The sequence below is a fragment of the Sphingomonas sp. dw_22 genome (assembly GCF_018449795.1).
Taxonomy (GTDB): Bacteria; Pseudomonadota; Alphaproteobacteria; order Sphingomonadales; family Sphingomonadaceae; genus Sphingomonas.
In genome coordinates this window covers 69,469-93,764 of sequence record NZ_JAAVVE010000012.1, presented here as the reverse complement: position 1 = coordinate 93,764, position 24,296 = coordinate 69,469, and the positions used below count along the sequence as shown (strand labels likewise).

Below are 24,296 nucleotides of genomic sequence, written 5' to 3'. Positions count from 1 at the left end.
AATTATATGGGCCAATTTCGGCTTGCATGTCAATGCAAGCAAATACCAATTATGCAATCCGGTTGGCCGGGCCGGCTGAAAGAAGGGAGGCGCGGACGAACCGGAATCCGCGCCTCCAGGAACGGAGTCCTCAGGGAAGCAGCTGGCTGCGAAGCTCCGGAACCGCGACCGCCAGGTCATAGGCGACGATCTTCGAGAAGACCTTCGCCCCGGCTTCGCCGACATGCGTGTAGTCGAACTTGGGCGTGACCCGGCCACGCGGACCGATCTTGGGCATGTCGTCCGAAGGGGGGATCTGGGGCGCCGGGCGCGGGCGCAGCGTGGTGCCGGCCCGGGCGGCCTTGAGTTCGTCGGCCGCGGGCGGCGCCATCGCCAGCGACGTCGCATCCGCGGCACCCAGTTCCTCCACCGCCTTGGCGCTGTCGCGATTGAGCTCGAGGATCGGCGTCCGCGTCTCGCTCGCCACCTTGCGAGCTTCGTTCGCCCAGGCGGCCAGCGTGTTGTTGAGCTTGCCGTCGCGGAACTCGCGGCGCGTGAGCGGAGTCACCAGCACCGGAACGGCGCCGGCCGCCCGCACTTCGCTCACCATCTGGCGCAGGTTCGCGGGGAACTCGGTGGCGAGGTCCGTCCAGCGCTCGGCCTTGGTCGACTGGTCGTTATGGGCGAACTGGATGAGGACGTAGGTGGCCTTGTAGCCGCCGACCTTCGCCTCGTTGAGCGCGATCGCCCACGAGCCCTCGGCGCGATAGCTGCGGGTCGAGCGGCCGCCGCGGCCGAGGTTCAGGCAGGCGACGCTCGACTTGACGTGATAGGCGCAGAAGACCGAGGCCCAGCCGCTGCCCGGCGCCATGGTGGAATCGCCGACCAGGATGATCTTGTAGGCCGAGATCGGCGGCGCATCGACGCGCTTCTCGCGCTTTTCGAGCGGCGGCTGCGCCTCGGACTGGGCGAGGGCCGCCCCCGGCACGGCCGCCAGCGCGGCCAGAGTGATCGCAATTTTCAGCATGCTTACCTCCCCGATTGCGGCTCCCGTCCTTCCCTCAGGAGAAGGCGAGGCCGCCGTTGATGTCCAGATTGACGCCGGTGACGAACGCGGCGTCGCTCGACGCGAGGAAGACGACCGCCGAGGCGACTTCGTCCGGATGCCCCTCGCGGCGCAGCGGCGTGTTGCCCGCCGTCGCCTTGCGGCCCTCGGGCTTGGAGAAAATGTCGTGGAAGCTCGTGCCGATCAGGCCGGGGCAGAGCGCGTTGACGCGGATGCCCTGCGGCCCGAGCTCCTTGGCGAGGCTGCGGGTGAAACTCATCAGCGCGCCCTTGGCGGTCGCGTAGATCGAGGCACCCGGACCGCCGCCGTCGCGGCCGGCGAGCGAGGAGAGGTTCACGATCGCGCTGCCCTCGCCGAGATGCGGCAGCACCGCCTTGGTGACGAGGAAGGCCGATTTGAGGTTCAGCTCCATGACATGGTCGAAGAACGCCTCGTCCATGTCCGCCAGCGTCTTGCGCGCGACCATGCCGCCCGCAACATTGACCAGCACGTCGATGCGCTGGCCGAAGGCGGAGACGGTCGCGTCGACCAGCTTCTGCACGTCCCCGAGCCGGGTCACGTCCGCCTGGACGAGGATCGCGGTGCCGCCCGCGGCCTCGATCTCGGCGACGGTGGCCTGGGCCGCTTCCGCGTCGCCGCGATAGTTGACCGCGACCTTGGCGCCTTGCGCCGCGAGTTGCAGCGAAACCGACTTGCCGATGTCGCGTCCGCCGCCCGTTACGATGGCGACCTTGTCCTTCAATTTCATGCTGGGTTCCGTTGCTGTTCAGTCGAGGGGATGCCCCCGGCACGCGGCATGCCGCGTCCGAGGAGCAGGATGGCGAGCAGCGAGAGCGGGACGATCGCCGCGGCGAGCGCGAAGATCGGTGCATAGCTCTGCCGGGTCATGACCGGGACGAGCCAGGTCGTGATGAGGGTGCCGGCCACCGCCGCGGTGCCGCTGATGCCGGCGAGGCTGCCGACGGCGCCGCCGGCGAAATAGTCGCCCGGCATGGTCTGGATGTTGTTGATCGCGACCTGGAAACCGAACAGGATCACCGCGATCAGCAGCACCGCGATGAGCGGGGTCGCGGCCTGGGCAGTGAGCAGCAGCGCGGGCATCATGATCACGCAGCCGATCGCGATGGCGAGCTTGCGCGCGGCGAGCGCGGTCCAGCCGCGCGCGATGAGCAGGCCCGAGAACCAGCCGCCGCCGAGGCTGCCGAGCATCGCGCCGACGAACGGCACCCAGCCGAACAGGCCGATCTGCGCGACGTTGAAGTGGAAGGTGTCGGCCAGATAAATCGGCAGCCACGAGACGAACAGCCACCAGACCGGATCGAGGAAGAAGCGCGCGAGCAGGATCGCCCAGCTCTGGCGATATCGCAGCAGCGCGAGCATGCCGGGGGCGGGCGCCGCCGCGTCCGGGCTATCGGCGGCGGGACGGTGCGCGATATGCGCGCGCTCCTCGGGGCTCAGCCAGGGGTGGCGATCGGGATCGCCGCGATAGAGGAACAGCCAGGGCACGAGCCAGAGCAGCCCGAGCATGCCGACAAGCAGGAAGGTCATCCGCCAGCCAAAGGCCGCGTAGAGCCCGGCCACCGCCGGCGCGGCGATGATCGCGCCGATCGCCGCGCCGGCATTGAAGATGCCCTGCGCGAAGGCGCGCTCCTGCGGCGGGAACCAGAGGGCGTTGGCCTTGACCGCGCCGGGCCAGTTGCCAGCCTCGCTGACGCCGAGGGTCGCGCGGAAGAAGAGAAGGGCGCCGAGCGAGCGGACCAGCGCATGGAGCCCGATCGACACCGACCAGATCGCGATGGCGAGCGTGAATCCCATCCGCGTGCCGATCCGGTCGAGCAGCTTCCCGAACAGCGACTGGCCGACCGCATAGGCGATCATGAACACGGTAACGAGCAGCGCGTAATCCGCCTTGTCCGCGCCGATCTCCTTGGAGACTGCGGGCCACATCACCGCTAGCGCGTTGCGATCGATATAGTTGATGACGGTGACGCAGCCGATCAGCGCGATGACGAACCAGCGCAAGCCCTTGATCCGGGGCATTGCCTCAGTTTCCCTTCGCCGCGTCGAACCGGGCGAAATGGCCCTTCCAGTCGAGCTTCCGGCCGTCGACCGAGGCGCTGTGCGCCGCGTTCGCATCGGCCGAGAAGGCGATGGCGAGCGTGACGCGGCCGCCGTCGGCGAAGTCGATCGTCACCAGATCGGCATCGGCGGTGCGGACATGACCGAGGTGCTTGACGCGGCTCCGGCTGGCGGTGGTCTTCTCCTCGGAAGCGTCATAATTGCCGTGCGGTTCGAGCAGGTTGACGAACTGGACATTCGCGGCGCCGGTCACCCGCTCGATCAGCATCGGCTCGCGGCGCAGGTTGAAGTGCGGATCATTGGCGCCGCTCTCGCCCAGGATCACGCTCGCCCCGGCGGGCGGGAGCATGCGATAGGTGTAGAAGCGGCTGTCGTTGATCCAGGTGACCGCGGCATCGTCCGCGCCCGGCGTGCCCGTCGCATCGACCCAGATGTGCTGATAGCCATTGGCCTTGCCCAGCACCGGCCGCTCGGCGGTGTTCGACAGGAGCGGGAAGGAAATGTCGGTGATTTGCCCGGCATAATGGAGCGGCAGGTCGTAGGTGGCGGGCTTGTCGCCGGCGACGTCCAGGAGGTCGACGATCAGCGGGCTTTCGCCACCCTCGACCGGGAGCTGGACAAGGGTGCGGCGGTAGCGGATGCCGGGCCAGGCGCCTGCCATCTCGGCGGTGCTGATCGTGCCGCGGGCGTCGCTCGACCAGAAGAGCTGCTTGGGCGCGAGTTTGTCGCCGACCTTCCATTTGCCGCCGAAATTGCTGGTCTCGTTCACCACCAGCGTGTTGTGGGCGACGGTCTGCTTCGCCCAGGTCTCGTTTTCCTTGAGGTAGCGCCCGCCGTCCTTGCTCTCGACATTGAGGAAGCGGGCAGCGCCGTAATCGGTGACGATCGGGTGGCCGGCGTCGTAGAGGATCCACGACAGCTTGTCGAAATGGCCATGGCCCATGCCCATCGCGCTGTTCTTGGCAACGAGCACCTGGTCCTTGTCGCCCGGACCTGCGCGCATGATCGCAAGCCCGCCCAGCTCGCCCTTCGGCCCGTCGCTCAGGAACTGCGAGGCGAAGGGGAAGGGCCTGGCCTTGCCGCCAGCGAGATCGCGCGCAACCGCGAGGCCGTCGGGCGTGAGCGTGGTGCGGCCCTGCCACTCGGCGATCGAGAGCAGCGTCGGATCCTTGGTCGCCTGATAGCCGATCGCGACCGACTGATAGAGTTCGTCGGTGCGCAGGCTCTTGTCGGGCATCGCGTCGTTGAACGGGAAGAAATAGCCGTCATAGGTGGTCTGGATCGCGGTGCGGATCGCCTTCAGCAGCACGCCGTCGCGATACTGGAAGATGTGCAGCTCGGGCTGGTTCGCCTCGATGAAGCGCGCGAACAGCTCGAAGGGCAGCATCGCGTAGCGCTGATAATAGGGGCCTTCGGTATAATAGCCGTCCGGCGAGAAGAGCTGGTCGATCTGAGCGAGGAAGCCGAACTTGCCGTCGCCCTTCAATCCCTTGAGCGCGACATTGACCAGGGCCGGATCCCGCAGCGTGTAGCCGATCATGCCAACCGCGGCGCAGGCCCAGGTGGCGTGATTGTGGATCTGGTCGAATTCCGCGGCTTGGCCGGCCGAGAGGAAGGTCGCCATCGGGCGGAAGACCCCGGCGTCGATCGTGGCGCGGTCGGCCTCGGTCAGCATGTCGCGCACCGCGTCATAGCCCTGCACGGCATAGACCGCCCAGACCGCGTCGTTGAGACTCTGCCAGAACAGCCGCCCCGGTCGCTCGCCGCTCGCCGCCGGATGGTTGCCGAGCGTCGGGTAGAGCCTGGCATATTCGAGCAGCATCGCGCGGACGTAATCGGCATAACGGCGCTCGCCAGTGATCCGGTAAAGCAGGCCGGCGCCGTAGATCGCGGTATAGTTCCGCTTGTGCTGCTCGTGCGTGTAGCCGCCGCCCGGATCCTTGGGGACGGGAACGACGATGCCGGCCCGGATCGACTTGTCGACTTCCCTGCGGACGCGCTTCAGCTCGGCGGCGAACAGCGGATAGGCGGTGGCTTCCTTCGCGGTCGCCGCCATCTCGCCGGCGCGGAAGAGCGTGGGCTGGGCGCCGGGCGCAGTCTGCGCGGGTGCAGGGGAGGCGGCGAACAGGGCGGCGCCGGCGAGGAGCAGGGCGATACGGGTCATTGGAGGGTTCCGGGAAGCGGCGAGGGGATGGGCTTGGCATACCAGGAGACGCCGGTATCCTCGCGGCGGATGGGCTGGAGCGTGCGCGGCGCGCCGACCTGGGCGAGCGCGGGATCGGTCGGGTAGAGCAGGCCGTTGGCGGCGCGCGCGAGCGTCACCGCGCGGCGGTCCATCGCGACCGGCAGGGCGGCGGGCCCTTTGGCGGACAGGGCGTTGCCGGTGAAGGCGATGCCCTTGATATCCGAACGCGCCTCGAACGGATCGCCGGCGTCGCGATTGACGAACAGGTTGGCGACGAAGCGCGTCGAGACCGGCGGGAGCGAGAGCTCCTGATCGGCGCCGTTGCCGAGCGTGACATGCGCGGAGTCGATCACGCTGTTGCGCTCGATCAGCGCGTCGTCGACCTGCACGTAGCGATTGAGCGGCGAGTTCGGCACGCCGTTCATCAGCGCGATCGCGCTGTACGAATCTGCGCCCGCGAGCCCCTCGAGATAGTTGTTCCGCACCGTCTGGCGGCGGTTGATCACGCGAATGCCGCCGGTGTGCTTCACGCCGTTGCCGAAGAAGACATTGTCCTCGATCCGGTTGCCGTGACCGTGGCGGAGCACGAACGCGCCCTGGCTCTCGACCACGGTGTTGCGCCGAAGGATATTGGCGCCCGACTTGATCGAGACGATCTCGACCTCGCCGTCGCAGCGCTCGAAATAATTGTCCTCGACCAGGGTGAAGGAGTCGCTCTGCGATTCCTGGCTGGTGCCGATGCGGATCGTCTCGCCGCCATTCTCCCCGAGCGCAGGGCGGGGGCCGAAGTAATTGTGGTCGATGCGGTGGTGGTTATCGAGCGGCACGTTCGCCGCGCGCACCACGACGAGCATCGCGCCGCTATTGGTCTTGCCGAAGAACTGCGAATGATCGACGCGGTTGTTGCGGCCGTAGAGCGCGACCCAGTGATCGGCGTTCGCCTTATCGGGCTTGGAGAAGCCGTCGACGACGATGCCGGTGAGGCGCGAATTCTCGGCCCAGCGCTTGCTGCCGTCGCGGAAGGCGATCAGTTCCTCGCCGGGAGCGGCGCCGTCGCGGAAGACGAGGTTCGAGACGACCAGATAGCGGCCCGCCATGCGCAGGCTCGACTGGCCCGTGAGGACGACCTTGCCCGGCGTCTCGGCGGTGAGGGTGATCGGCTTTGCCTCGGTGCCTTCGCCGGAAAAGCGGATCGCGAAGTCGCGCCATTCGCCATTGGCGAGTACGATCCGGTCCCCGGCGGCGAGCGCCTTCGTCGCGCGAGCATATTCTTGCTGATCGCGGATCAGGTGATCGCGCGCTTCAGCCGGGCTGACGAGCATCGCGAGCGCAACCGCCGTTAGCATCCCAAGTCGCAACGCCCGAATCCTCCCACTCGCCGGCTCTTCTGGCCGATGACTATGGGCTACCAGTTGGGGTCATGATGTGCAAGCCAGTTTGGATGCCAATGTGCTAGACCAAATTTCCGCAATCGGTATTTCAGGTGAAGCCATGTTGAAATAGCCGATCCGGCCGTGCCGGTGCCCGCATGCGCGCATCGCCGGCATGGCGAGAGGACCGGAGAACAGGAAAGACTTGTCATAAGCTCCGCGACGTGACCATCGTCGGAGCGGTAGGTTGCTCCTTCCGAACCAGTGACCATCGAAGCCAAGGAACCTCCATCTCCATCACAATATCGCCAACGCGCGGCATCCATGCGCTATTCTCAGGCCCCACGGCACAAGGCGACCGGTCACGCGGCATATCGACGAATCAATCGGACCAGTTCGGCGATCGCGAAATCGGCAAGGGGATGACGGTCCGCGCGGTGGCATCATGATGCCGATCGAGCTTGTCGATACCGCGGAAATCCCCGGCGGCGGCCAGTTGCGCCTGATGCAGCGCGGCCCGGATTTCTCGATCCAGTTCGGCGAAGACGAACTGATGGGAAGCCAGGCGTTCGACTCCGAAGAGGCGCTGGCGATACTGGCTTGCCGCCGAATGGGCGCGCAACCGGACCGCGTGCTCATCGGCGGGTTGGGCATGGGCTTCACCCTGGGCGCGGCCCTGTCCGCTTTGCCCGAAACCACCTCGGTAATCGTAGCGGAGCTGGTGCCCAAGGTAGTGGCATGGGCACATGGCCCCTTGGCGCATCTCTTCGGTGGCTACCTGACGGATCCGCGCGTCTCCCTGGAGATCCGGGACGTGCACGATGTCATCGAGGGCGCGGCGGGGATTTTCGACGGCATATTGCTCGATGTCGACAATGGTCCCGACGGCTTCATCCATGTCGCCAATGACCGTCTCTACTGCAATTGGGGCCTGCGTGCCGCCTATGCCGCGCTGCGCCCGGCCGGCGTGCTGGCGATATGGTCCGCCTATGGCGACGACGCCTTTGTCGATCGCCTCGAAAACGCCGGGTTTGTGGTCGATGAGGTTCGGCTCGCCGCAACTGGCGGCAAAAAGCGCACGCCCTACACGATTTGGCTGGCTTCCAGGCCCGACTGAGCCGCTTGTCCGCGGACCGGCACGACCCGCCCGCCTCGTGATCGGAAGTCCTCCTAGCAAAGATCGAACTCCAGATGGGACTGTCCCGCTTCTTCTCCCTCACGTCGAACGACATCGCGATCGATCTGGGTACCGTGAACACCGTGGTCTATGCTCGGGGCAGGGGCATCGTGCTGAACGAGCCCTCCGTCGTCGCGATCGAGACCCTCAATGGGGTCTCCCGGGTGTGCGCCATCGGGGCCGAGGCGAAGCTGATGCTCGGAAAGACGCCTGATTATATCCGCACTGTCCGGCCGATGCGCGACGGCGTCATCGCCGATGTCGACATCGCGGAAAAGATGATCAAGCATTTTATCGAAAAGGCGCATGGCGGCCGCAGCCGGTTGCCGCGCCGCCCCGACATCGCGATCTGCATTCCCTCCGGCGCCACCATGGTCGAACGCCGCGCGATCCAGCAGGCCGCCTCCAACGCCGGTGCCGGGAAGGTGTATCTGATAGAGGAATCGATGGCCGCGGCGATCGGGGCGGGCTTGCCGGTGACCGAGCCGATCGGCGCGATGGTCGTCGATATCGGTGGTGGAACTACCGAGGTGGCTGTCCTGTCGCTCCGCGGTCTCGCCTATAGCAATTCGGTCAGGGTGGGCGGCGACCGCATGGATGAGGCGATCACGTCGGGCATCCGGCGCCGGCACAACCTCCTGATCGGCGAATCCACGGCCGAGAGGATCAAGGTCGAGATCGGCTCCGCGAGGCCACCCGCCGACGGGCATGGCAGATCGATGCGCGTGAAGGGGAGGAACCTCCTCAGCGGCTTCCCGGCGGAGGTCGTCGTGAGCGAGGCCGATGTGGCGGGCTTCCTGTCCGATCTGGTGGGGCAGGTCGTCCAGACGGTCCGGTCCGCACTGGAGCAGACGGGACCGGAACTGGCCGCGGACCTCTGCGATCAGGGGATCGTCATGACGGGCGGCGGCAGCCTGTTGGCCCGGATCGATGAGGAACTCGCGGAAGCGACCGGCCTTCCGGTGATTGTCGCGGAAAACGCGCTGACCTGCGTGGCGCTGGGCGCGGGCCAGGCGCTGGAAGATCCGGTCTATCGGGGCGTGATGGCGGAATCCTGACGCGTACGTGCGGCTGTTCGACTGGATCTCCGACAGCAAGCTCAAGATCGGTGATCGGCGAATATCCATCGGCCGGTGCGGCGAAAGCCCATGCCGGCATGCGGAGCCGGGCGACCACGGCACGGGCGAGCTACTTCTGATCCAGTAAGCGAAACCGCGTCGCGTACTTCCCAAGCTCTTGAGCCGAAGGTTGTCCTGGCGCCATATCCATGCGCGAACGGGAGACGGATATGATCCGCGAGATACTGAAGATGGGCGATCCTCGGCTCCTGCGTGTGGCCAGGCCGGTCGAGGATATCCCCGATTTCGAACTGAGGGCGATTACCGCGGACATGTATGAGACCATGCACGCGGCGAACGGCGTTTTCCGTCTGCCTGAAGTGCGGCGGAGGCGCTCGACGACAGGGGCGACGAAGGGCGACACCGCGGCGTACCCGCTGCGGCGCTAGAACCAGTGCGACGCCGGCAAGCCCTATACCCAGCCCCATCCACGCGGCGAGGATCAGCTCGGGCGCGGCATGCGGCACCGTCGCGCGCGACGATGAAGCCGGACGACCACATCAGCACGAACAGGATGGGGGCGGCGGCGAGCAGGCGGCGGCTTTGGCAACGGCCGGAGGAGGTGTCGAGGTATTAAATCCTCACGCCCGTTCGCCCGGTTGCGGACGCGCTCGCGATGTCACCGCATCGTATAGCGCTGCCGCAAGGCAAGGAGATCGACACGGCGCAGGCCCAGCGCATCGCGCAAATACCCTTCGGTGCCGCCTTGGTGCGCGTCGATCACGCGGAAGACCGCTTCGATATAGCTGCGATCCACGCCCATGAACGCCTTCAGGACTTCGGGAGGGAGCTGCCGCCACCCCTGCGAGATGCCGCTATCGACCGCCACGGCCTTTCTCGGATCGAAATAGCGGTTGCTGAGCAGATAGTCCTCGATCACGGTCTCGCGCGGCACGTCGAGCGCCGTCAGGATCAGCGCGGCGGCGACGCCGGTGCGGTCCTTGCCCGCCGAGCAGTTGAAGGCGAGCGGCACATTGCCGGCCAGGAGCTGCTGGAACATGCGGCGATACTGGCCATTGAACTTCTCGAGCGTGCCCGGATAGGACGACGCCATCATCGAACGCGCCTGCTCGGCGGTCCAGCTTCTGGCGGCGCGGAAATCCAGCCCGCCCATGTCCAGCTTATAGTCGTCCGCGAAAACCTTCGGCGTCTTGCCGCCGGGCCAGCGGACCGGCGCCGCGGTGCGCTCCTCGGTGCTGCGGAAATCGCACACCGTGCGGATACCGAGCTTGGCGAGATAGGCGAAATCCGCCTCCGTCAGCCCGTTCATCGCGCCCGAGCGATAGAGCAGGCCCCAGCGCACGGTGCGGCCGGTACGCGTGCGATAGCCGCCTAGGTCGCGGAAATTCTGTCCGCCCTGGAGCGGCAGCAGCCGTTCGTGCGCGGCCTGTGCCTGCTGGGTAGCCCGGGCCTGGCCGTGCACCGCCGAAACGCCGGCAGGGGCCAGGAGAGCGAGCGCGGCGAGCGCGCCGGCGAAGATCTTCGTCTGCATCAGTCTCTCTCCCTTGGCTTTAGAAGCGCAGCGTGCCGTCGACGCCGAAGGTGCGCGGCTCGTTGTAGATCCCGTAATCGCCGCCGATGGAGTAGGCGGCGTGGCTGCGCACGAAGACATGCTGTTCGTTGAGCAGGTTGCGCGACCACAGCGAGACTTCCAGCTTCGCGCCGCGCGTGAGATCGATCCCGCCGACCACGAGGCGGCCGTTCACGATGAACGAGCTGTCGGTGACGGAGGTCGCCTCGCCCGCCATCGAATAATAGCCGTCGGCGATATTGGCATCGAGGTGCGCGCGCAGCATCGTGTCGCCGGCCAGCGGCAGCGTATAGTCGATCGCCCCACTGCCGGCGTTCTTGGGCGTATAGGTGACGTAGACGGTCTGGAGCGCGTTGCCCTGGAACGGATTGGCGGCCTGCGGCAGATGGCCGTCGGTATAGGCATAGCTCGCCGACAGGGTGAGGCGCGGAAGCGGCGTCAGCGACGCATCGACCTCGACCCCCTTGATCGTGCCGTTGCCGGGCGCGTTCAGGGTCTCGATGGTGGTGCGGTTGGTGCCGGCGGTGGGGGCGATGAAGTCGATCTGGATGTCGGTATAGCTCGTCGTGTAGGCCGCGACGTTGAAGCGGCCGCGCTTGTCCCAGAAGCTGGTCTTGAGGCCGGCCTCGAAGGTCGAGACCTTTTCCGGCCCATAGGCACGATAGGTCAGCGAGCGCGAATTGGCGCCGCCGGCGCGATAGGCAGTGCCCCATTTGCCGTAGAGCTCGATATCGTCGCTCGGATCGAGCGTGATCGTCGCCTGCGGATCGAAATGATCCTTGGAGAAAGTGAAGCTGTAGGGCGCATCGGCGCCGTTCACCTTGTAGAGCCGGCCGCTCTTCTTGTCGTGCGTGTAGCGGCCGCCGAGCGTCAGGCGCAGCATATTCGAGAGCACCGCCGGGTTCCAGGTCGCCTGGCCGAAGGCGGCATAGCTGTCGGCCTTGGCCGTGCTGGCGCGATCGGGGAAGGGAGTCGCGGCGCCCGCCGAGAAGGACGGCAGCACCGTCGCGGCGGTGCCGGTCGCGTTCCACTGCATGGTGTTCGGGCTCCAGGCGTCGTCGTCGCCCGCCTCATGATAATAATAGAGGCCCGCGACATATTGCAGCCGGGCGGCATCGCCGACGAGCTGGAACTCCTGGCTGAACTGGTGCTGGCGCATCGACGCCAGGCTGTACCGGCTGAACTGCGCGTTCGGCTGGAACACGCCGGCATGCGCGCCGATGCCGTTGTCGTACTGGTTCTGCTTCAGGTCGCGATAGGACGTGATCGAGCGCAGATCGATGCCCTCCGCGGCGTGCCACTTCAGATGCAGCCCCACACCATAGGTCTCGCCCACGCTGGGCTGTTCCGGTACGCCGATATCGACGGTGCCGGCACGGTCGGGCTGCACCTGGACCAGGGGCGCCAGCGGGGCCAGCGGCGTCGGATTCCGGTTCAGGAGCTGGACGTAATAGGTGCTGGTCGCGTCATAGCCATAGTCGGCGTCGAGCTGTGCGTTGAAATTCCCGCTCGGTTCCCACAGCGCCGCGACATGCGCGCCGCGCCGGTCGACCAGGTTGAAGCCGTCGGCGCCCTGCAGCGTGTTCTTCACGGTGCCGTCGCGCTTGGTGATCATGCCGTCGAACTTGAGGCTGATGTTCGCGAACGAAGGCAGGTCGAGATGCGTCTCGGCGTTGTAGCCGTCGAAGTTGCGCACGCCGATCGTCTGGCGGAGCTGGAATTCGCCCGAGGGCTTGCGGGTCACGATGCTGACCGCGCCGCCGACCGAGTTGCGGCCGAACAGCGTGCCCTGCGGCCCCTTGAGCACTTCGATCCGCTCGACGTCGAGCAGCGCCATGCCCAGGCCCTGCGCGCGGCCGAGATAGACGCCGTCGATATACATGCCGATGCCCGAATCCCGGCTCGGCTGGTTCGAATCGCCGCCGGTGATGCCGCGGATGCCGACGCTCAGGGCCGAGTTGCGCGAGAAGGTGGGCGAGATGCGCAGCGAGGGAACCGCGCCGTCCTGCAGATCGAGCAGGCTCTGGACGTGCCGGTCGGCCAGCGCCTCGCCGCTGAGCACCGAGATGGCGATGGGGGTCTTCTGGAGGTTGGTCTCGCGCTTCTCGGCGGTGACGACGATGTCGGTCAATCCGGCGCTATCCGCTTCGGCCGGAGCCTCGGGCGCAGCGTCCTGCGCGTGTGCGGCAGCGGACAGGGTCAGCGCGCCGATCGCCGCGCCGGCCAGAATCCATGCCCGCAATCCTTGTGAGAATTTCCGTTCCATTGTGCGTCCCCCTTTTCGAGTCGGCCAGCAATTAGAACGGTTGTATGTAACTCCTGTGACACTTGTCTTTGCGGGGCAGATGACAGAATATCGGCGCCATATTCTGGAGGATGCGATGCCCGGCAAGCGGCTGGAAACGGAAGATGCGGCTATTTCCTCGACGCAAAAGCTTGTTTCTGCAACACTTTTGGCTTGGAAGCGGGAAGGGGCAGCCGGCATATCCGCGCGTGCGCTGGCGGGGGCTGCGGGGCTTCCGGTCTCCTCCATCTATTATCACTTTGGCGATCTGGAACACTTGTTGGAGAGCGCGCAAAGCGAGGCGCGCGCCGAAGCGGGCCGCTGGTGCGAAGCGCAGCTGGCCGCGATTCAAGGTGAGGTGCGGGGCGCCGCGGCGCTCGGGCCGTTGCTCGCCACCCTGGTCGACGACTGGTGCGAGACCCGGCGAACGCTCGCCTTCGCCTGGCGCGAATGCCAGCTGATGGCGCTGCGCGACACCCGGCACCTCGCCTCCTCCGCCAAATGGGACGCGCTCTGGCAAGGGTTCTGGCAGGAGATCTGTGTGCGCCTGGAACTCGCCGACATGGCGGTGGCGACGGCCTGGATGTTCGACGGGGTGAGCGCGATGCACCTGCTGCGCTGGCGGCGTCCGGTTGACCGGGCGGCGCTCAGCGAGCTGTGCGATGGCTGGGCTGGGTGGCTCGACGGCCGACTTGCCGCGCCGGCCGCCTGGTTCGAACTTGCGCGCCGCGATGCCGCCGCGCTGATCCCTCCGCCGCCGCATGACGATCCGGTGGCCGACGCCGTCGCAACCGCGGCCGCCGCGACCGTCGCCCATCGCGGCATCGCGGCGCTGACCCATCGCGCCGTGGCGGCGGAGGCGGGCGTGACGCTCGGCGTCGTCTCGCACAAGTTCCGGACGAGCGCCGACCTGCTGCATGCGGCCTTCGAGGCCATTTATCGCCGCATGGTGCCCCATTCGGCAAGCGAGCTGGCCGCCGTCCCGGAAATCGGACGCGAGGAAGCGCTTGCCCGCCTCGATTCCGGCCTCCCGGCACGCGAGGATCTGCTTGGTGCCGACGAACTGCTTTCGGCCAGCGCCCGCGATCCGGCTTTCCACGCCTTTGCCGCGCAACTGCGCTATCTGCGCGGACGGACCTCCGGGCGCTATTTCCAGGCGCTGATGGGTCGCGACCGGCCGATCGGGCCCGCCGACGCGGCAATCGCCTCCGCGCTGATGGCCGGGCGGAGCCGCGCCTATGTCTGTGGCGGCCGGACCCGCACGCCCGACACGCCGACCGGCGATTTCACGGCTTTGCTCGCCCGGCTCGACCGGCGCTGAACGCCGCTACGGAAGCATCGTCACAAACTCGTCATCGCTGCGCTGCACCATGCCCGTGAAAGGGAATTGGAGTGCGCGCAGATTCGCCGGATCGGCTCGGCCTGGCCGGGCTCGCCGCCTTTTCGCTGCCGATGGTCGTCGTCATGGCTGTCGAGATCGCCTGGCGCGTCTATCTTCCGAGCTTCTTCGCGACCACGCTCGGGCTGTCGCTGGGCGTCGCCGGCGCGCTGCTGATGGCCGCACGGCTGTTCGACAGCCTGATCGATCCCGCGATCGCCTGGGCCAGCGATCGCTTCCCCACGCGCTACGGCCAGCGGCGCCCCTGGTTGGTGGCGAGCGCGCCGCCGATCATGCTCGGGGCGGCGGGGGTCTTCTTCGTCTGGCCCTGGACCAGCCTTGCCACCCTGATCGCCTCGGGCCTCTTGCTGCACCTCGGCTATATGATGCTGGTCACGCCGCATGGCGGCTGGGCGTTGGAGATCGCGCGCGATCCCGGCGAGCGGCTGCGGATCATGGGTGCCAAGACCTGGTTCGGAGTCGCGGGCATGATCGTGGTCCTGCTGCTGCCCGCCGCGCTCGAGCGGGGCCTCGGCGTCGGACGGGAGGGGCAGGTCGCGGCGCTGGGCGCGATCCTGCTGCTGCTCTGCCCGCTCTCGGTGTTCCTCATCGTCCGCCACGTCGCCGAGCCCGTGCTGCCGCGGACCCGCGCGGCCGAGCTCGCCAATCCGCTGCGGCTGTTCGCCGGCATCCTCCGCACGCCGGCGCTGCGGCCGATCCTGCTGCTCTATCTGTTCACCGGCCTCACCGAGTCCGCCGGCTCGGCGATCTTCCTCTTCTTCATCGAGGACACGCTCAAGCTCGGGGGCTGGGGCAGCACGCTGCTCCTGCTGCAGGCAGCGGCGGCGCTGGTGACGCTGCCGCTGTGGAGCAAGATCGGCATGCGCATCGGCAGGCGGCCGATGCTGATGCTCGTCTTCGGCTGGCAGATCGCGATCGCGCCGTTCGCACTGCTGGTGCCGGCGGGCATGATGGCGCCGGCGATCGCCTTTCTGCTGCTGCGCAGCCTGTTCATCGGCGTGGACTTCACGCTGCTGCGCGCGATGGTCGCCGACGTGGCGGGCGAGACGGCCGCGACGGGCCTTCGGCACGGTGCGAGCTGCTATTCGATCAGCAACATCACGCTGAAGCTCTCCATGGGCGCCGGCGCATGGCTGGCCCTGTCCGCCATTGCCGCGATGTCGGCCGGAGACGCGGCGCCGTCCGTCGACGATCTCGAAAGGCACGCGATGACGGTGCGTGTCGTCTATGCGTTCGTGCCTGTCGTTACGGGTGCGCTGGCGCTGTTCGTCCTTGGCGCGGGATCGCCGCGTGCGTCGAACGCTCATCGCGGAGCAAATCCGCGCTTGAATGTCGGGCAGGCAATCGGAGGCGGTACGGCGGTGCCAACCCGATCGCAGTGAATGGCAGTCTTGCGAGGCAGTTGCGGTGGCGAAGAAAAATGACAAAAGCGGCGTGATGGCTCTGACACGCGATTTCAGGACGATGATGAAGGACGGAGTGACGCGTGATCCAGCGATCGCCAGCGCGATGCTCGTCGAGTGCGAATGAACCGGAGCCGCGCGATTGGTTGAGCGGCTCTCCCTCAAGGGCGCGCGCCGGATCGCGCTGGCTGCGCAGGGGTTCGGCGTGCGGCATCCCGCCATGGTGGGCGCGGCGCAGTTGCGGCGGACGGTCGAGCGGCTCTCGCTGCACCAGATCGACAGCGTCAATGTGCTGGTGCGCGCGCACTATCTGCCTGCCTTTTCGCGGCTGGGCAGCTACGACCGAGGGCTGATCGAGCGGGATGCCTGGGGGCCGCGCCGCCAGCGTAGGTTGTTCGAATATTGGGCGCATGAGGCGTCGCTGCTGCCGGTCGAACTCCAGCCGCTGCTGCGCTGGCGGATGGCGCGGGCCGAGCGGGGCGAGATCGGCTGGACGATGCTGCGCCGCTTCGCGCATGAGCGGCATGGCGAGGCGAAGGCGGTGCTCGAACGGATCGCCGCCGAGGGGCCGCTCGCCGCGTCGGATTTCGAGAATGGCAGCAGCCAGAGCGGCTGGTGGACGTGGAGCGACGCCAAGCTCGCGCTCGAATGGCTGTTCTGGTCCGGACAGATCACCACTGCGACGCGGCGCGGCAGCTTCGAGCGGGTCTATGACCTGACCGAGCGGGTGCTGCCCGCCGCGATCCTGGACGCGCCGACGCCGGATGCGGCCACTGCACAGCGGGCGCTGGTCGAGCGGAGCGCGCGGGCGCTGGGCGTTGCCACCGCCATCGACTTGCGCGACTATTTCCGGCTCAAGCCCGAGGAAGGGCGCGCGGCGATCGAGGCATTGGCGGAGGAGGGCGTGCTGGTTCCCGCCGAGGTGCAGGGCTGGCGCCAGCCGGCATGGCTGCACCGCGATGCGCGGCGGCCGCGCCGGGTGGAGGGCGCTGCGCTGCTCGCGCCGTTCGACCCGCTGATATGGGAGCGCGCCCGGACCGAGCGGCTGTTCGGCTTCCGCTACCGGATCGAGATCTATGTGCCGCAGGACAAGCGCACCCATGGCTATTATGTCCTCCCGTTCCTGATGGACGGCGCGCTGGTGGCACGGGCCGACCTGAAGGCGGATCGGCAGGGCGGACGGCTGCTGGCGCATCGCCTGACGCTGGAGCCCGGCGCGCCGGCGGAGACGCGGGAGCGGCTGGAAGGCGAACTGGCGCGGATGGCCGAATGGCTGGGGCTTGGCGAAGTGAAGATCGGTGACGTCGTGACGGGAGAAGCAGGATGACCATCCGCTGCAGCTGGGCCGAGGGCGATCCGCTCAACCGGGCCTATCACGACGCCGAATGGGGCGTGCCGCAGCGCGATCCCCGGATGCTGTGGGAGATGCTGATGCTGGAGGGGTTCCAGGCGGGCCTCGCCTGGATCATCATCCTGCGCAAGCGCGAGGCGTTTCGGAAGGCGTTCGCGGGGTTCGATCCGGCCCAGGTCGCCGCGTTCGGCGAGGCGGACGTGGAGCGGCTGATGGGGGACGCCGGCATCGTCCGCGCCCGCGCCAAGATCGAGGCGACGATCCGCGGCGCGCAGATCTGGCTCGACATGGCGGAGAAGGGCGAGGATTTCGCCGATTTCTGCTGGTCGTTCACCGGTGGCAAGGTGTTGACCGGCGAGGGCCATGGCTGGGTCGCCTCGACGCCGCTCTCCGAGACGATCTCGAAGGAGATGAAGCGGCGCGGCTTCAAGTTCGTCGGGCCGACGATCGTCTATGCCTGGATGCAGGCGGTGGGGATCGTGAACGATCATGCGGCGGAGTGCTTCCGGCGGGCCGAAGTGGCGCGGCTGGCGTGATCGAGGCCGCTACCCAAGCCGATGCGGCCGAGATCGTCGCGCTGTGGCGGACCTGCGGGCTCACCCGGCCGTGGAACGATCCGGAAGCGGATTTCGCGCTGGCGCTGGCGACTGGCGGCTCCACGGTGCTGGTTGCGCGGGGCGGGGACGGGATCGACGGGAGCGTGATGGTCGGCTTCGACGGGCATCGCGGCTGGGTCTATTATCTGGCGGTCGCACCGGAGCGGCAGGGGGCGGGGCGGGGCCGGGCGCTGATGGCGGCGGCGGAGGATTGGCTGCGCTCGCGCGGATGCCCCAAGATCCAGCTGATGGTGCGCGCGGGCAATGCGGCCGCGCTCGGCTTCTACGAAAAGCTCGGATTGGAGCGGCAGGAGGTTGTGACGCTCGGCCGTTTCCTTAAGTAGGGCGGCATGAGCATCGCGATCTACGGCATCAAAAACTGCGACACGATGAAGAAGGCGCGTGCCTGGCTGGAGGCCAACGGCATCGACGCGGTCTTCCACGATTACAAGACCGAGGGCGTCGATCCGGCGCGGCTGGCACGCTGGATCGAGACGGCGGGCTGGGAGACGGTGCTCAATCACGCCGGCACCACCTTCCGTAAGCTGCCCGACGAGGCCAAGGCCGGGCTGGACGCGGCGAAGGCGGCGGCGCTGATGCTCGAACAGCCTTCGATGATAAAGCGGCCGGTGCTCGAACATCCGGGCGGGCTGCTGATCGGCTTTGCGCCGGAGCGGTACGCACGCGCGCTCCTCTGAGTTCGCGCGGCTTGCCATCCGATAGTGGCGGATTCCACGATATTGCGGTAACTTAGTCCTGGGGCAAAGGACAATCCCGGGAGAGGGGTCGCATGGCATCCTATATTCGGCAAAAGCCGCCAAGCTGGTTCGTTCCTATCGCCGTATTGCTGGTGGTCTGGGGCGTGGCGGGCTGCACGACGCTCTATCTGCACATCGCCTTCGGCCCCGCGCTCGACCCGAACGCGACCGATTGGGACCGCGCTTATTATGCCGCGCTGCCGCTCTGGCTCACCCTGGTCTATGCCGTGGCGGTGGGTGGCGGGCTGCTCGGATCGCTGGCGCTGCTGACCCGATCGAGGATGGCGGTGCCGCTCTACATCCTCTCGCTGGCCGCGGTGATCGTGCAGTTCGGCTATCTCTTCGGCGCGACCGACCTGATCGCGCACGAGGGCGTGGTGGCGGCGATGGCATTCCCGGCCTTCATCGCGGTGGTGGGGATCTTCCAGATCTGGTTCGCCAAGCGCGCGGAGCGGCGCGGCTGGATCTCGTGAATTGACCGCCGGTTGACTCATTTGACTCGATCGAGGGGTTTCCGGTTGACCAAGTTGACTCGTGCGAGGGGTGTCCGGTTGACCGGGTAACCCGGCCATCCTGCCGAATTTGCTGGGGGAAGGGCGGCTGCGGCGCATCGGGCCACCGCAGCACGCCAAATCCTACATTGGAAGGCTGGTCATTCCCCTTCCCATTGGAAGACCTCCTCCAGCGGCTTGCCGAAGACGCGGGCGATGCGGAAGGCGGCTTCCAGCGTTGGGGAGTATTTGCCCGCCTCGATCGCGGCGACCGTCTGGCGGGTGACGCCGATCCGTTCGCCCAATTCGGCCTGGGTCATCTCGCCGGCGAGGAAGCGCAGCGTGCGGATCTGGTTGGCGATGTGCGGCCTAGCCATGCCAGCCTCGGCGATAGCCGGCGATCTGCGCGCCGTAATGGACGATCTCGGCGATCACGATCGCGCCCATGATGCCATAGGCCATGCCCACCGCGCGGACGCCGAAATGCATGCTCGCGGCGACGCAGACGACCAAAGTGAGCAGCACCGGATAGGCGAAGGCATAGGCACGCCGGGAGATCGCCCGGTCGCGTTCGTCGCTGCCCGCGCTTGCATCCCGGGGCGAGAGTATCGCGGTGACGATGCTGGCGACCGTCACCAGGATCGTCTGCACGATCACCGCGCCGATGAAGCCGGCGAAATAGACCGGGCCGGGATGGCGCCAGCCGGTCGCCGCCATGAAGCCGAAATAGCCGCCCCAGACCAATATGGTCGTGACGACCGAGATCCAGGCGATCTTCTCCTTGAAAGGCATGATGCACCTCATGTTCGAAATTGCATGCTCAATGTTATATATATCTGACATTGAGTCAAGGTTAGTCGACATGGGTGAGCGGTCGGCTGGCATGTGCGGCAGGGCGGGGCTAAGGGGGCGCGCATGTCCCATCAGACTCTCGACGTCGCGCCGAGCCGCGCCACTCCCACGCCCGTGCCGATGAAGCGGCTGACGGTTCCCGCGATCCGCAGCCGCAAGGGCAAGGAGCCGATCGTGATGCTGACCGCGTACACCACGCGGATGGCGCAGCTCCTCGATTCGCATTGCGACGCGCTGCTGGTGGGCGACAGCCTGGGCCAGGTGATCTACGGCCTGCCCTCCACGCTGCCGGTGACGCTCGACATGATGATCGCCCACGGCGCCGCGGTGGTGCGCGGCAGCCATCATTCGGTGGTGATCGTCGACATGCCGTTCGGCAGCTATGAGGCGTCCCCTGAGCGCGCGTTCGAATCGGCATCGCGCATGCTGGCGGAGACGGGCGCGGCCGCGGTGAAGCTGGAGGGCGGCGAGGCGATGGCGCCGACCGTCGCGTTCCTGAGCGCGCGGGGGATTCCGGTATGCGGCCATATCGGCCTCACGCCCCAGGCAGTGAACGCGCTGGGCGGCTATGGCGCGCGGGGGCGCAGCGAGGCGGAGCAGGCCAAGATATTGCGCGATGCCCGCGCGATCGCCGATGCGGGCGCCTTTGCGATCGTCGTCGAAGGCGTGGTGGAGACGCTGGCGAACGCGATCACCGCCGCGATCGCCGTGCCCACGATCGGCATCGGCGCCTCGGCCCAGTGCGACGGCCAGGTGCTGGTGATCGACGACATGCTCGGCATGTTCGAGCGCACGGCGCGTTTCGTGAAGAAGTTCGACGATATGGCCGGCCGCATTTCCGCCGCGGTTGAGACCTATGCCGCCGACGTCCGGTCCCGGGCTTTTCCGGGAGCCGATCAGGTCTATGCGGCACGCGATCAAGGATGATTTGAGCGGCTTTCCCTTGTTGCAGCCCGCGGCTAAGGTCCGCGCCCGCAAGACACCCATGGAGTAGATTTTGGCGCTTCCTCCTTCCGGCACCACCGACGAGGCTTTCCTTCGCGAAGTCGACGAGGAATATCGCCGCGACCAGATGATGAGCATCGGGCGCCGCTATGGCCTCGTGATCGTCGGCGTGATCGTGGTGGGCCTGCTCGCGCTCGGCGGCTGGCTCCTCTACCAGAATCACAGCGCCGGCGTGGCGGGCACGCGCGGCGAGGAATATGACGCCGCGCTGCAGCTGCTCCAGCAGAACCAGCCCGTCCAGGCGCTGCCGGCGCTCGACAAGGTCGCGCAGGGCAAGAGCGACGGCTATGCCGCGCTGGCGAAGATCGCCGCGGGCAATGTGATGCTGGCGCGCAACGACACGAAGGGCGCCGTCGCCAAGTTCGCCGAAGTGGCGAACGACAAGTCGATCGACCAGGCCTATCGCGATCTCGCGCTGGTCCGCCAGACCGCCGCCGAATTCGACGGGCTGAAGCCTGAAGTGGTGATCCAGCGGCTAGGCACGCTCGCCAATCCCGATTCGCCGTGGTTCGGCACGGCGGGCGAGATGGTCGGCGCCGCCTATCTGAAGTCCGGCAACCGCGCCGCCGCCGGCAAGCTGTTCGGCCAGATCGCCCAGGCCGGCGAGGCCGTTCCCGAATCGATCCGCCAGCGCGCGGTGCAACTGGCCGGCACGCTGGGCGTAGATGCCGCTGCCGCTGCTCAATCCAAGGAAGCCAAGGGTCAATGAACAACAAGGTGAGGGTGGTCGCCGCCCTCGGCGCGCTGGCGCTGGTGAGCGGTTGCGGAGTGTTCAAGGGCGGCGGGGGCAAGAAGACCCCGGTGCTGGGCGAGCGCGTTCCGATCCTGGTCTCCGAAAGCGATATCGCGGCCGACAAGACGCTGGCCAATGTCGAGGTGCTGCTGCCCGAGGCGGCGGTGAACGACGGCTGGCGCCAGCCGGGCGGCAGCGCATCCAAGGCGATGGGGCATCTGGCGCTCGGCCAGTCGCTGAGCCGTGTCTGGTCGAAGAACGTCGCCAAGACCTCGAAGCGCGAGCGGCTGGCCGCCTCGCCGGTGGTCGACGGCAACAAGCTCTATGTGATGGATACCGACGGCGCGGTGCATGCGCTGGCGGCCGATACCGGCGCCGAGCTGTGGACCGCCAAGACCTCGACCGAGAAGAAGAATGCCGGCGCGCTGTTCGGCGGCGGCGTCAGCGTCGAGGGCGATCATGTGTTCGCCAGCAACGGGCTGGGTGACGTCGTCGCGCTCAACACCGCGGATGGCACCGAGGTCTGGCGCGTGCGCCCGGGCGGGCCGCTGCGTGGATCGCCGACGCTCGCCAACGAGCAGGTCTATGTGGTGACGCAGGACAACCAGCTCTTCGCGCTGTCTCAGGACAAGGGCGAGGTGAAGTGGACGGTATCGGGCAGCCTCGAATCGCAGGGCGTGTTCGGCGTAGCGGCGCCTGCTTCGGCGCAGGGCACGGTGATCGCCGGCTTCTCGTCGGGCGAGCTCAACGCCTATCGCTATGAGAATGGCCGTTCGCTGTGGGGCGACGTGCTGACGCGCTCGAGCATGTCCACCTCGGTCTCGTCGCTGTCGGATATCGATGCCGAGCCGGTGATCGACCAGGGCCGCGTCTATGCCGTGGGCCAGGGCGGGCGCATGGTCGCGATGGACATCGCCACCGGCAACCCGATCTGGGAGCAGAACATCGCCGGCATCTCCTCGCCCTGGGCGGCGGGCGAGTGGCTGTTCGTGGTGACCGACGATGCCCGGCTGCTGTGCCTGTCGCGCGGCAACGGCAAGGCGCGCTGGATCGCCCAGATGAAGCGCTACCGCAACGTGAAGAAGGCCAAGAACCCGATCAGCTGGGAAGGGCCCGTGCTGGCCGGCGACCGGCTGATCCTGGGCAATTCGCGCGGGCAGATCGTGTCGGTCTCGCCCAAGGACGGATCGGTGCTGTCGACGATGGAGACCAAGGCGCCGATCTCGCTCCAGCCGGTGGTGGCCAACAAGATGATGTTCGTCCTCGACGACAAGGGACGGCTGACGGCGTATCGCTGATTTCTTCCCTTCCCTGAAAGGGAGGGGATAAAGGGGGGGCAAGGAACAGGCGGGGCTCGATGCCTCGCCTGTTCCTTTTGTACTTGCCCTGTATGAGTCTATTGAGCGCGCAGACGCGCGCACCCACCCCCAACCCCTCCCTGAAAGGGAGGGGAGAGGCCAATTCATTATGCCCCTTCCCACCGTTGCCATCATCGGACGGCCCAATGTCGGCAAATCGACGCTGTTCAACCGGCTGGTCGGCAAGCGCCTCGCGCTGGTCGACGACCAGCCGGGCGTGACGCGCGACCGGCGCGAGGGGGATGCGAACCTGCTCGGGCTCGAATTCCGCGTCATCGATACCGCCGGCTATGAGGACGAGGACGCGGCGACCCTGCCCGGCCGGATGCGTGCGCAGACCGAGGCGGCGGTGCGCGATGCCGATGTCTCGCTGTTCCTGATCGATGCGCGTGCGGGCGTGGTGCCGCTCGACGAGGAGATCGCCCGCTGGCTGCGCAGCACCGACAAGCCGGTGATCGTGATGGCTAACAAGGCCGAGGGCAAGGCAGGCGAGTCCGGCGTGCTGGAGGCGATGGCGCTCGGCTTCGGCGATCCGATCCCGTTCTCGGCCGAGCATGGCGACGGCCAGGTCGACCTGTTCGAGGCGCTGCTGCCGCATGTCGACCGCGACGAGGAGGATGCGGACGAAGAGGATCCCGATTCTCCCGACGCGATACTCAAGCTGGCGATCGTCGGCCGGCCGAATGCGGGCAAGTCGACGCTCATCAACCGGCTGCTCGAAGAGGATCGCCTAATTACCGGGCCGGAGGCGGGGATCACTCGCGATTCGATCGCGATCGACTGGCTGTGGGACGACTTTGAGGGCAACAAGCGCCCGGTGCGGCTGATCGACACCGCCGGCATGCGCAAAAGGGCCCGGGTGGAGGAGAAGCTGGAGAAGCTCTCCGTCGCCGACGCGCTGCGGGCGATCGACTTCGCCGAAGTGGTGGTGCTGCTGCTCGACGCGACGCGCGGGCTGGAAGTGCAGGATCTGAAGATCGCCGATCGCGTGCTCCAGGAAGGCCGCGCGCTCATCATCGCGCTCAACAAATGGGACGTGGCCGAGAATGCGTCGAGCCTGTTCAACGGCGTGAAGGGTGCGCTCGACGAGGGGCTGGCGCAGGTGAAGGGCGTGCCGCTGCTCACCGTGTCGGCGGTGACGGGCAAGGGGCTCGACACGCTGATGAAGGTCGCGTTCGAGACGCGCGAGGCCTGGTCGCGCCGCGTATCGACCGGGCAGCTCAACCGCTGGTTCGAAAAGGCGATCGAGGCGAACCCGCCGCCCGCGCCGGGCGGCAAGCGGATCAAGCCGCGCTACGTCACCCAGAACAAGTCGCGCCCGCCCAGTTTCGTGCTGTTCGGCACGCGCGTCGACCTGCTGCCGGTCAGCTATCAGCGCTACCTCATCAACAGCCTGCGCCGCGAGTTCGATTTCGGCGCGGTGCCGGTGCGGCTGACGTTGCGCGCGCCCAAGAATCCCTTCGACAAGGATCGGAGCTGAGGCGCGCGGCGGCGCCGGCATCAACGGGCTGTTTACCCATGCGCCCTAGAACGGATCGCATGCCCCAAATGGGTCAACAGT

General features: G+C 67.3%; 23 protein-coding genes. 14 read left to right on the top strand and 9 right to left on the bottom strand.

Annotated features, from left to right (window positions below; genetic code table 11):
• Nucleotides 1-130 precede the first annotated feature (130 nt).
• The 5 genes from HB724_RS08160 to HB724_RS08140 are packed head-to-tail and all read right to left on the bottom strand — an operon-like array spanning nt 131 to nt 6,655.
• Entirely contained in the window at nt 131-1,006 is an 876-nt protein-coding gene (locus HB724_RS08160; protein ID WP_213980418.1) for a rhamnogalacturonan acetylesterase, read from the bottom strand.
• A 34-nt stretch (nt 1,007-1,040) separates the two neighbouring features.
• Nucleotides 1,041-1,793 carry a 3-oxoacyl-ACP reductase family protein gene (locus HB724_RS08155; protein WP_213980417.1) on the bottom strand — a complete coding sequence of 251 codons (753 nt, stop codon included), beginning with the start codon at nt 1,791-1,793 and terminating at the stop codon, nt 1,041-1,043.
• Complete coding sequence (locus tag HB724_RS08150; protein WP_213980416.1) at nt 1,790-3,085, bottom strand: MFS transporter; 1,296 nt, start codon at nt 3,083-3,085, stop codon at nt 1,790-1,792. Before HB724_RS08150 ends, HB724_RS08155 begins: the two co-directional genes overlap by 4 nt.
• A 4-nt stretch (nt 3,086-3,089) precedes the next feature.
• A complete protein-coding gene (locus HB724_RS08145; protein WP_213980415.1) occupies nt 3,090-5,288 on the bottom strand; it encodes an alginate lyase family protein in 2,199 nt (732 codons plus the stop codon).
• Nucleotides 5,285-6,655: a polysaccharide lyase 6 family protein gene (locus HB724_RS08140; protein WP_256731388.1), complete on the bottom strand. Its 1,371-nt coding sequence runs from the start codon at nt 6,653-6,655 to the stop codon at nt 5,285-5,287. The genes HB724_RS08145 and HB724_RS08140 overlap by 4 nt, the downstream gene beginning before the upstream one ends.
• Nucleotides 6,656-7,124: 469 nt before the next feature.
• On the opposite strand from HB724_RS08140, the gene HB724_RS08135 reads away from it, so the two are divergent.
• From HB724_RS08135 to HB724_RS08125, 3 genes are all read left to right on the top strand, one after another.
• On the top strand, nt 7,125-7,796 hold the full coding sequence (locus HB724_RS08135; protein ID WP_213980414.1) for a spermidine synthase: 672 nt from the start codon (nt 7,125-7,127) through the stop codon (nt 7,794-7,796).
• 74 nt (nt 7,797-7,870) lie between these two features.
• Nucleotides 7,871-8,914, top strand: a complete 1,044-nt coding sequence (locus HB724_RS08130; RefSeq protein ID WP_213980413.1) for a rod shape-determining protein — start codon at nt 7,871-7,873, stop codon at nt 8,912-8,914.
• A 230-nt stretch (nt 8,915-9,144) separates the two neighbouring features.
• Nucleotides 9,145-9,363 carry a peptide deformylase gene (locus HB724_RS08125; RefSeq protein WP_213980412.1) on the top strand — a complete coding sequence of 73 codons (219 nt, stop codon included), beginning with the start codon at nt 9,145-9,147 and terminating at the stop codon, nt 9,361-9,363.
• Between the two features lie 230 nt (nt 9,364-9,593).
• Here HB724_RS08125 and HB724_RS08120 read toward each other — a convergent pair whose 3' ends face one another.
• On the bottom strand, nt 9,594-10,466 hold the full coding sequence (locus tag HB724_RS08120) for a tyrosine-protein phosphatase (RefSeq protein WP_213980411.1): 873 nt from the start codon (nt 10,464-10,466) through the stop codon (nt 9,594-9,596).
• Nucleotides 10,467-10,485: 19 nt separating this feature from the next.
• Nucleotides 10,486-12,771, bottom strand: coding sequence for a TonB-dependent receptor (locus tag HB724_RS08115; protein WP_213980410.1), 2,286 nt, complete (start codon nt 12,769-12,771; stop codon nt 10,486-10,488).
• Between the two features lie 79 nt (nt 12,772-12,850).
• Here HB724_RS08115 and HB724_RS08110 point away from each other — a divergent pair, with 79 nt between their 5' ends.
• The 7 genes from HB724_RS08110 to HB724_RS08080 all read left to right on the top strand — a co-directional run bounded on the left by HB724_RS08110 (nt 12,851) and on the right by HB724_RS08080 (nt 18,769).
• Nucleotides 12,851-14,110 carry a TetR family transcriptional regulator gene (locus HB724_RS08110; RefSeq protein ID WP_213980409.1) on the top strand — a complete coding sequence of 420 codons (1,260 nt, stop codon included), beginning with the start codon at nt 12,851-12,853 and terminating at the stop codon, nt 14,108-14,110.
• Between the two features lie 71 nt (nt 14,111-14,181).
• Nucleotides 14,182-15,570: an MFS transporter gene (locus tag HB724_RS08105; RefSeq protein ID WP_213980408.1), complete on the top strand. Its 1,389-nt coding sequence runs from the start codon at nt 14,182-14,184 to the stop codon at nt 15,568-15,570.
• Between the two features lie 163 nt (nt 15,571-15,733).
• On the top strand, nt 15,734-16,918 hold the full coding sequence (locus tag HB724_RS08100; RefSeq protein WP_256731387.1) for a crosslink repair DNA glycosylase YcaQ family protein: 1,185 nt from the start codon (nt 15,734-15,736) through the stop codon (nt 16,916-16,918).
• Nucleotides 16,915-17,478, top strand: a complete 564-nt coding sequence (locus tag HB724_RS08095; RefSeq protein ID WP_213980407.1) for a DNA-3-methyladenine glycosylase I — start codon at nt 16,915-16,917, stop codon at nt 17,476-17,478. Before HB724_RS08100 ends, HB724_RS08095 begins: the two co-directional genes overlap by 4 nt.
• Entirely contained in the window at nt 17,475-17,882 is a 408-nt protein-coding gene (locus HB724_RS08090; RefSeq protein WP_213980406.1) for a GNAT family acetyltransferase, read from the top strand. The genes HB724_RS08095 and HB724_RS08090 overlap by 4 nt, the downstream gene beginning before the upstream one ends.
• 6 nt (nt 17,883-17,888) lie before the next feature.
• Complete coding sequence (locus HB724_RS08085) at nt 17,889-18,236, top strand: ArsC family reductase (RefSeq protein WP_213980405.1); 348 nt, start codon at nt 17,889-17,891, stop codon at nt 18,234-18,236.
• Between the two features lie 92 nt (nt 18,237-18,328).
• Nucleotides 18,329-18,769 carry a hypothetical protein gene (locus tag HB724_RS08080; RefSeq protein WP_256731386.1) on the top strand — a complete coding sequence of 147 codons (441 nt, stop codon included), beginning with the start codon at nt 18,329-18,331 and terminating at the stop codon, nt 18,767-18,769.
• 179 nt (nt 18,770-18,948) lie between these two features.
• Here HB724_RS08080 and HB724_RS08075 read toward each other — a convergent pair whose 3' ends face one another.
• Together HB724_RS08075 and HB724_RS08070 are read right to left on the bottom strand one after the other, a co-directional pair.
• Nucleotides 18,949-19,164: a helix-turn-helix transcriptional regulator gene (locus HB724_RS08075; RefSeq protein ID WP_213980404.1), complete on the bottom strand. Its 216-nt coding sequence runs from the start codon at nt 19,162-19,164 to the stop codon at nt 18,949-18,951.
• On the bottom strand, nt 19,157-19,579 hold the full coding sequence (locus HB724_RS08070; RefSeq protein WP_213980403.1) for a hypothetical protein: 423 nt from the start codon (nt 19,577-19,579) through the stop codon (nt 19,157-19,159). Before HB724_RS08070 ends, HB724_RS08075 begins: the two co-directional genes overlap by 8 nt.
• A gap of 123 nt (nt 19,580-19,702) precedes the next feature.
• Between HB724_RS08070 and panB the strand changes: the two genes are divergently transcribed.
• The 4 genes from panB (at nt 19,703) to der (ending at nt 24,215) form a co-directional block, all read left to right on the top strand.
• The gene (panB, locus tag HB724_RS08065) at nt 19,703-20,566 is read left to right on the top strand and encodes a 3-methyl-2-oxobutanoate hydroxymethyltransferase (RefSeq protein ID WP_213980402.1); all 864 of its coding nucleotides are present in this window, start codon (nt 19,703-19,705) and stop codon (nt 20,564-20,566) included.
• A gap of 70 nt (nt 20,567-20,636) precedes the next feature.
• Nucleotides 20,637-21,353, top strand: coding sequence for a tetratricopeptide repeat protein (locus tag HB724_RS08060; RefSeq protein WP_213980401.1), 717 nt, complete (start codon nt 20,637-20,639; stop codon nt 21,351-21,353).
• Entirely contained in the window at nt 21,350-22,675 is a 1,326-nt protein-coding gene (locus HB724_RS08055; RefSeq protein ID WP_213980400.1) for a PQQ-binding-like beta-propeller repeat protein, read from the top strand. Before HB724_RS08060 ends, HB724_RS08055 begins: the two co-directional genes overlap by 4 nt.
• 169 nt (nt 22,676-22,844) lie before the next feature.
• Nucleotides 22,845-24,215, top strand: coding sequence for a ribosome biogenesis GTPase Der (der, locus tag HB724_RS08050; protein ID WP_213980399.1), 1,371 nt, complete (start codon nt 22,845-22,847; stop codon nt 24,213-24,215).
• Nucleotides 24,216-24,296 lie beyond the last annotated feature (81 nt).

Excerpts from the sequence above, each read along its gene's own strand:
- HB724_RS08160 (WP_213980418.1), bottom strand. The coding sequence starts at position 1,006 with ATGCTGAAAATTGCGATCACTCTGGCCGCGCTGGCGGCCGTGCCGGGG.
- HB724_RS08155 (WP_213980417.1), bottom strand. The coding sequence starts at position 1,793 with ATGAAATTGAAGGACAAGGTCGCCATCGTAACGGGCGGCGGACGCGAC.
- HB724_RS08150 (WP_213980416.1), bottom strand. The coding sequence starts at position 3,085 with ATGCCCCGGATCAAGGGCTTGCGCTGGTTCGTCATCGCGCTGATCGGC.
- HB724_RS08145 (WP_213980415.1), bottom strand. The coding sequence starts at position 5,288 with ATGACCCGTATCGCCCTGCTCCTCGCCGGCGCCGCCCTGTTCGCCGCC.
- HB724_RS08140 (WP_256731388.1), bottom strand. The coding sequence starts at position 6,655 with ATGCTAACGGCGGTTGCGCTCGCGATGCTCGTCAGCCCGGCTGAAGCG.
- HB724_RS08135 (WP_213980414.1), top strand. The coding sequence starts at position 7,125 with ATGATGCCGATCGAGCTTGTCGATACCGCGGAAATCCCCGGCGGCGGC.
- HB724_RS08130 (WP_213980413.1), top strand. The coding sequence starts at position 7,871 with ATGGGACTGTCCCGCTTCTTCTCCCTCACGTCGAACGACATCGCGATC.
- HB724_RS08125 (WP_213980412.1), top strand. The coding sequence starts at position 9,145 with ATGATCCGCGAGATACTGAAGATGGGCGATCCTCGGCTCCTGCGTGTG.
- HB724_RS08120 (WP_213980411.1), bottom strand. The coding sequence starts at position 10,466 with ATGCAGACGAAGATCTTCGCCGGCGCGCTCGCCGCGCTCGCTCTCCTG.
- HB724_RS08115 (WP_213980410.1), bottom strand. The coding sequence starts at position 12,771 with ATGGAACGGAAATTCTCACAAGGATTGCGGGCATGGATTCTGGCCGGC.
- HB724_RS08110 (WP_213980409.1), top strand. The coding sequence starts at position 12,851 with ATGACAGAATATCGGCGCCATATTCTGGAGGATGCGATGCCCGGCAAG.
- HB724_RS08095 (WP_213980407.1), top strand. The coding sequence starts at position 16,915 with ATGACCATCCGCTGCAGCTGGGCCGAGGGCGATCCGCTCAACCGGGCC.
- HB724_RS08085 (WP_213980405.1), top strand. The coding sequence starts at position 17,889 with ATGAGCATCGCGATCTACGGCATCAAAAACTGCGACACGATGAAGAAG.
- HB724_RS08080 (WP_256731386.1), top strand. The coding sequence starts at position 18,329 with ATGGCATCCTATATTCGGCAAAAGCCGCCAAGCTGGTTCGTTCCTATC.
- HB724_RS08075 (WP_213980404.1), bottom strand. The coding sequence starts at position 19,164 with ATGGCTAGGCCGCACATCGCCAACCAGATCCGCACGCTGCGCTTCCTC.
- HB724_RS08070 (WP_213980403.1), bottom strand. The coding sequence starts at position 19,579 with ATGCCTTTCAAGGAGAAGATCGCCTGGATCTCGGTCGTCACGACCATA.
- panB (WP_213980402.1), top strand. The coding sequence starts at position 19,703 with ATGTCCCATCAGACTCTCGACGTCGCGCCGAGCCGCGCCACTCCCACG.
- HB724_RS08055 (WP_213980400.1), top strand. The coding sequence starts at position 21,350 with ATGAACAACAAGGTGAGGGTGGTCGCCGCCCTCGGCGCGCTGGCGCTG.
- der (WP_213980399.1), top strand. The coding sequence starts at position 22,845 with ATGCCCCTTCCCACCGTTGCCATCATCGGACGGCCCAATGTCGGCAAA.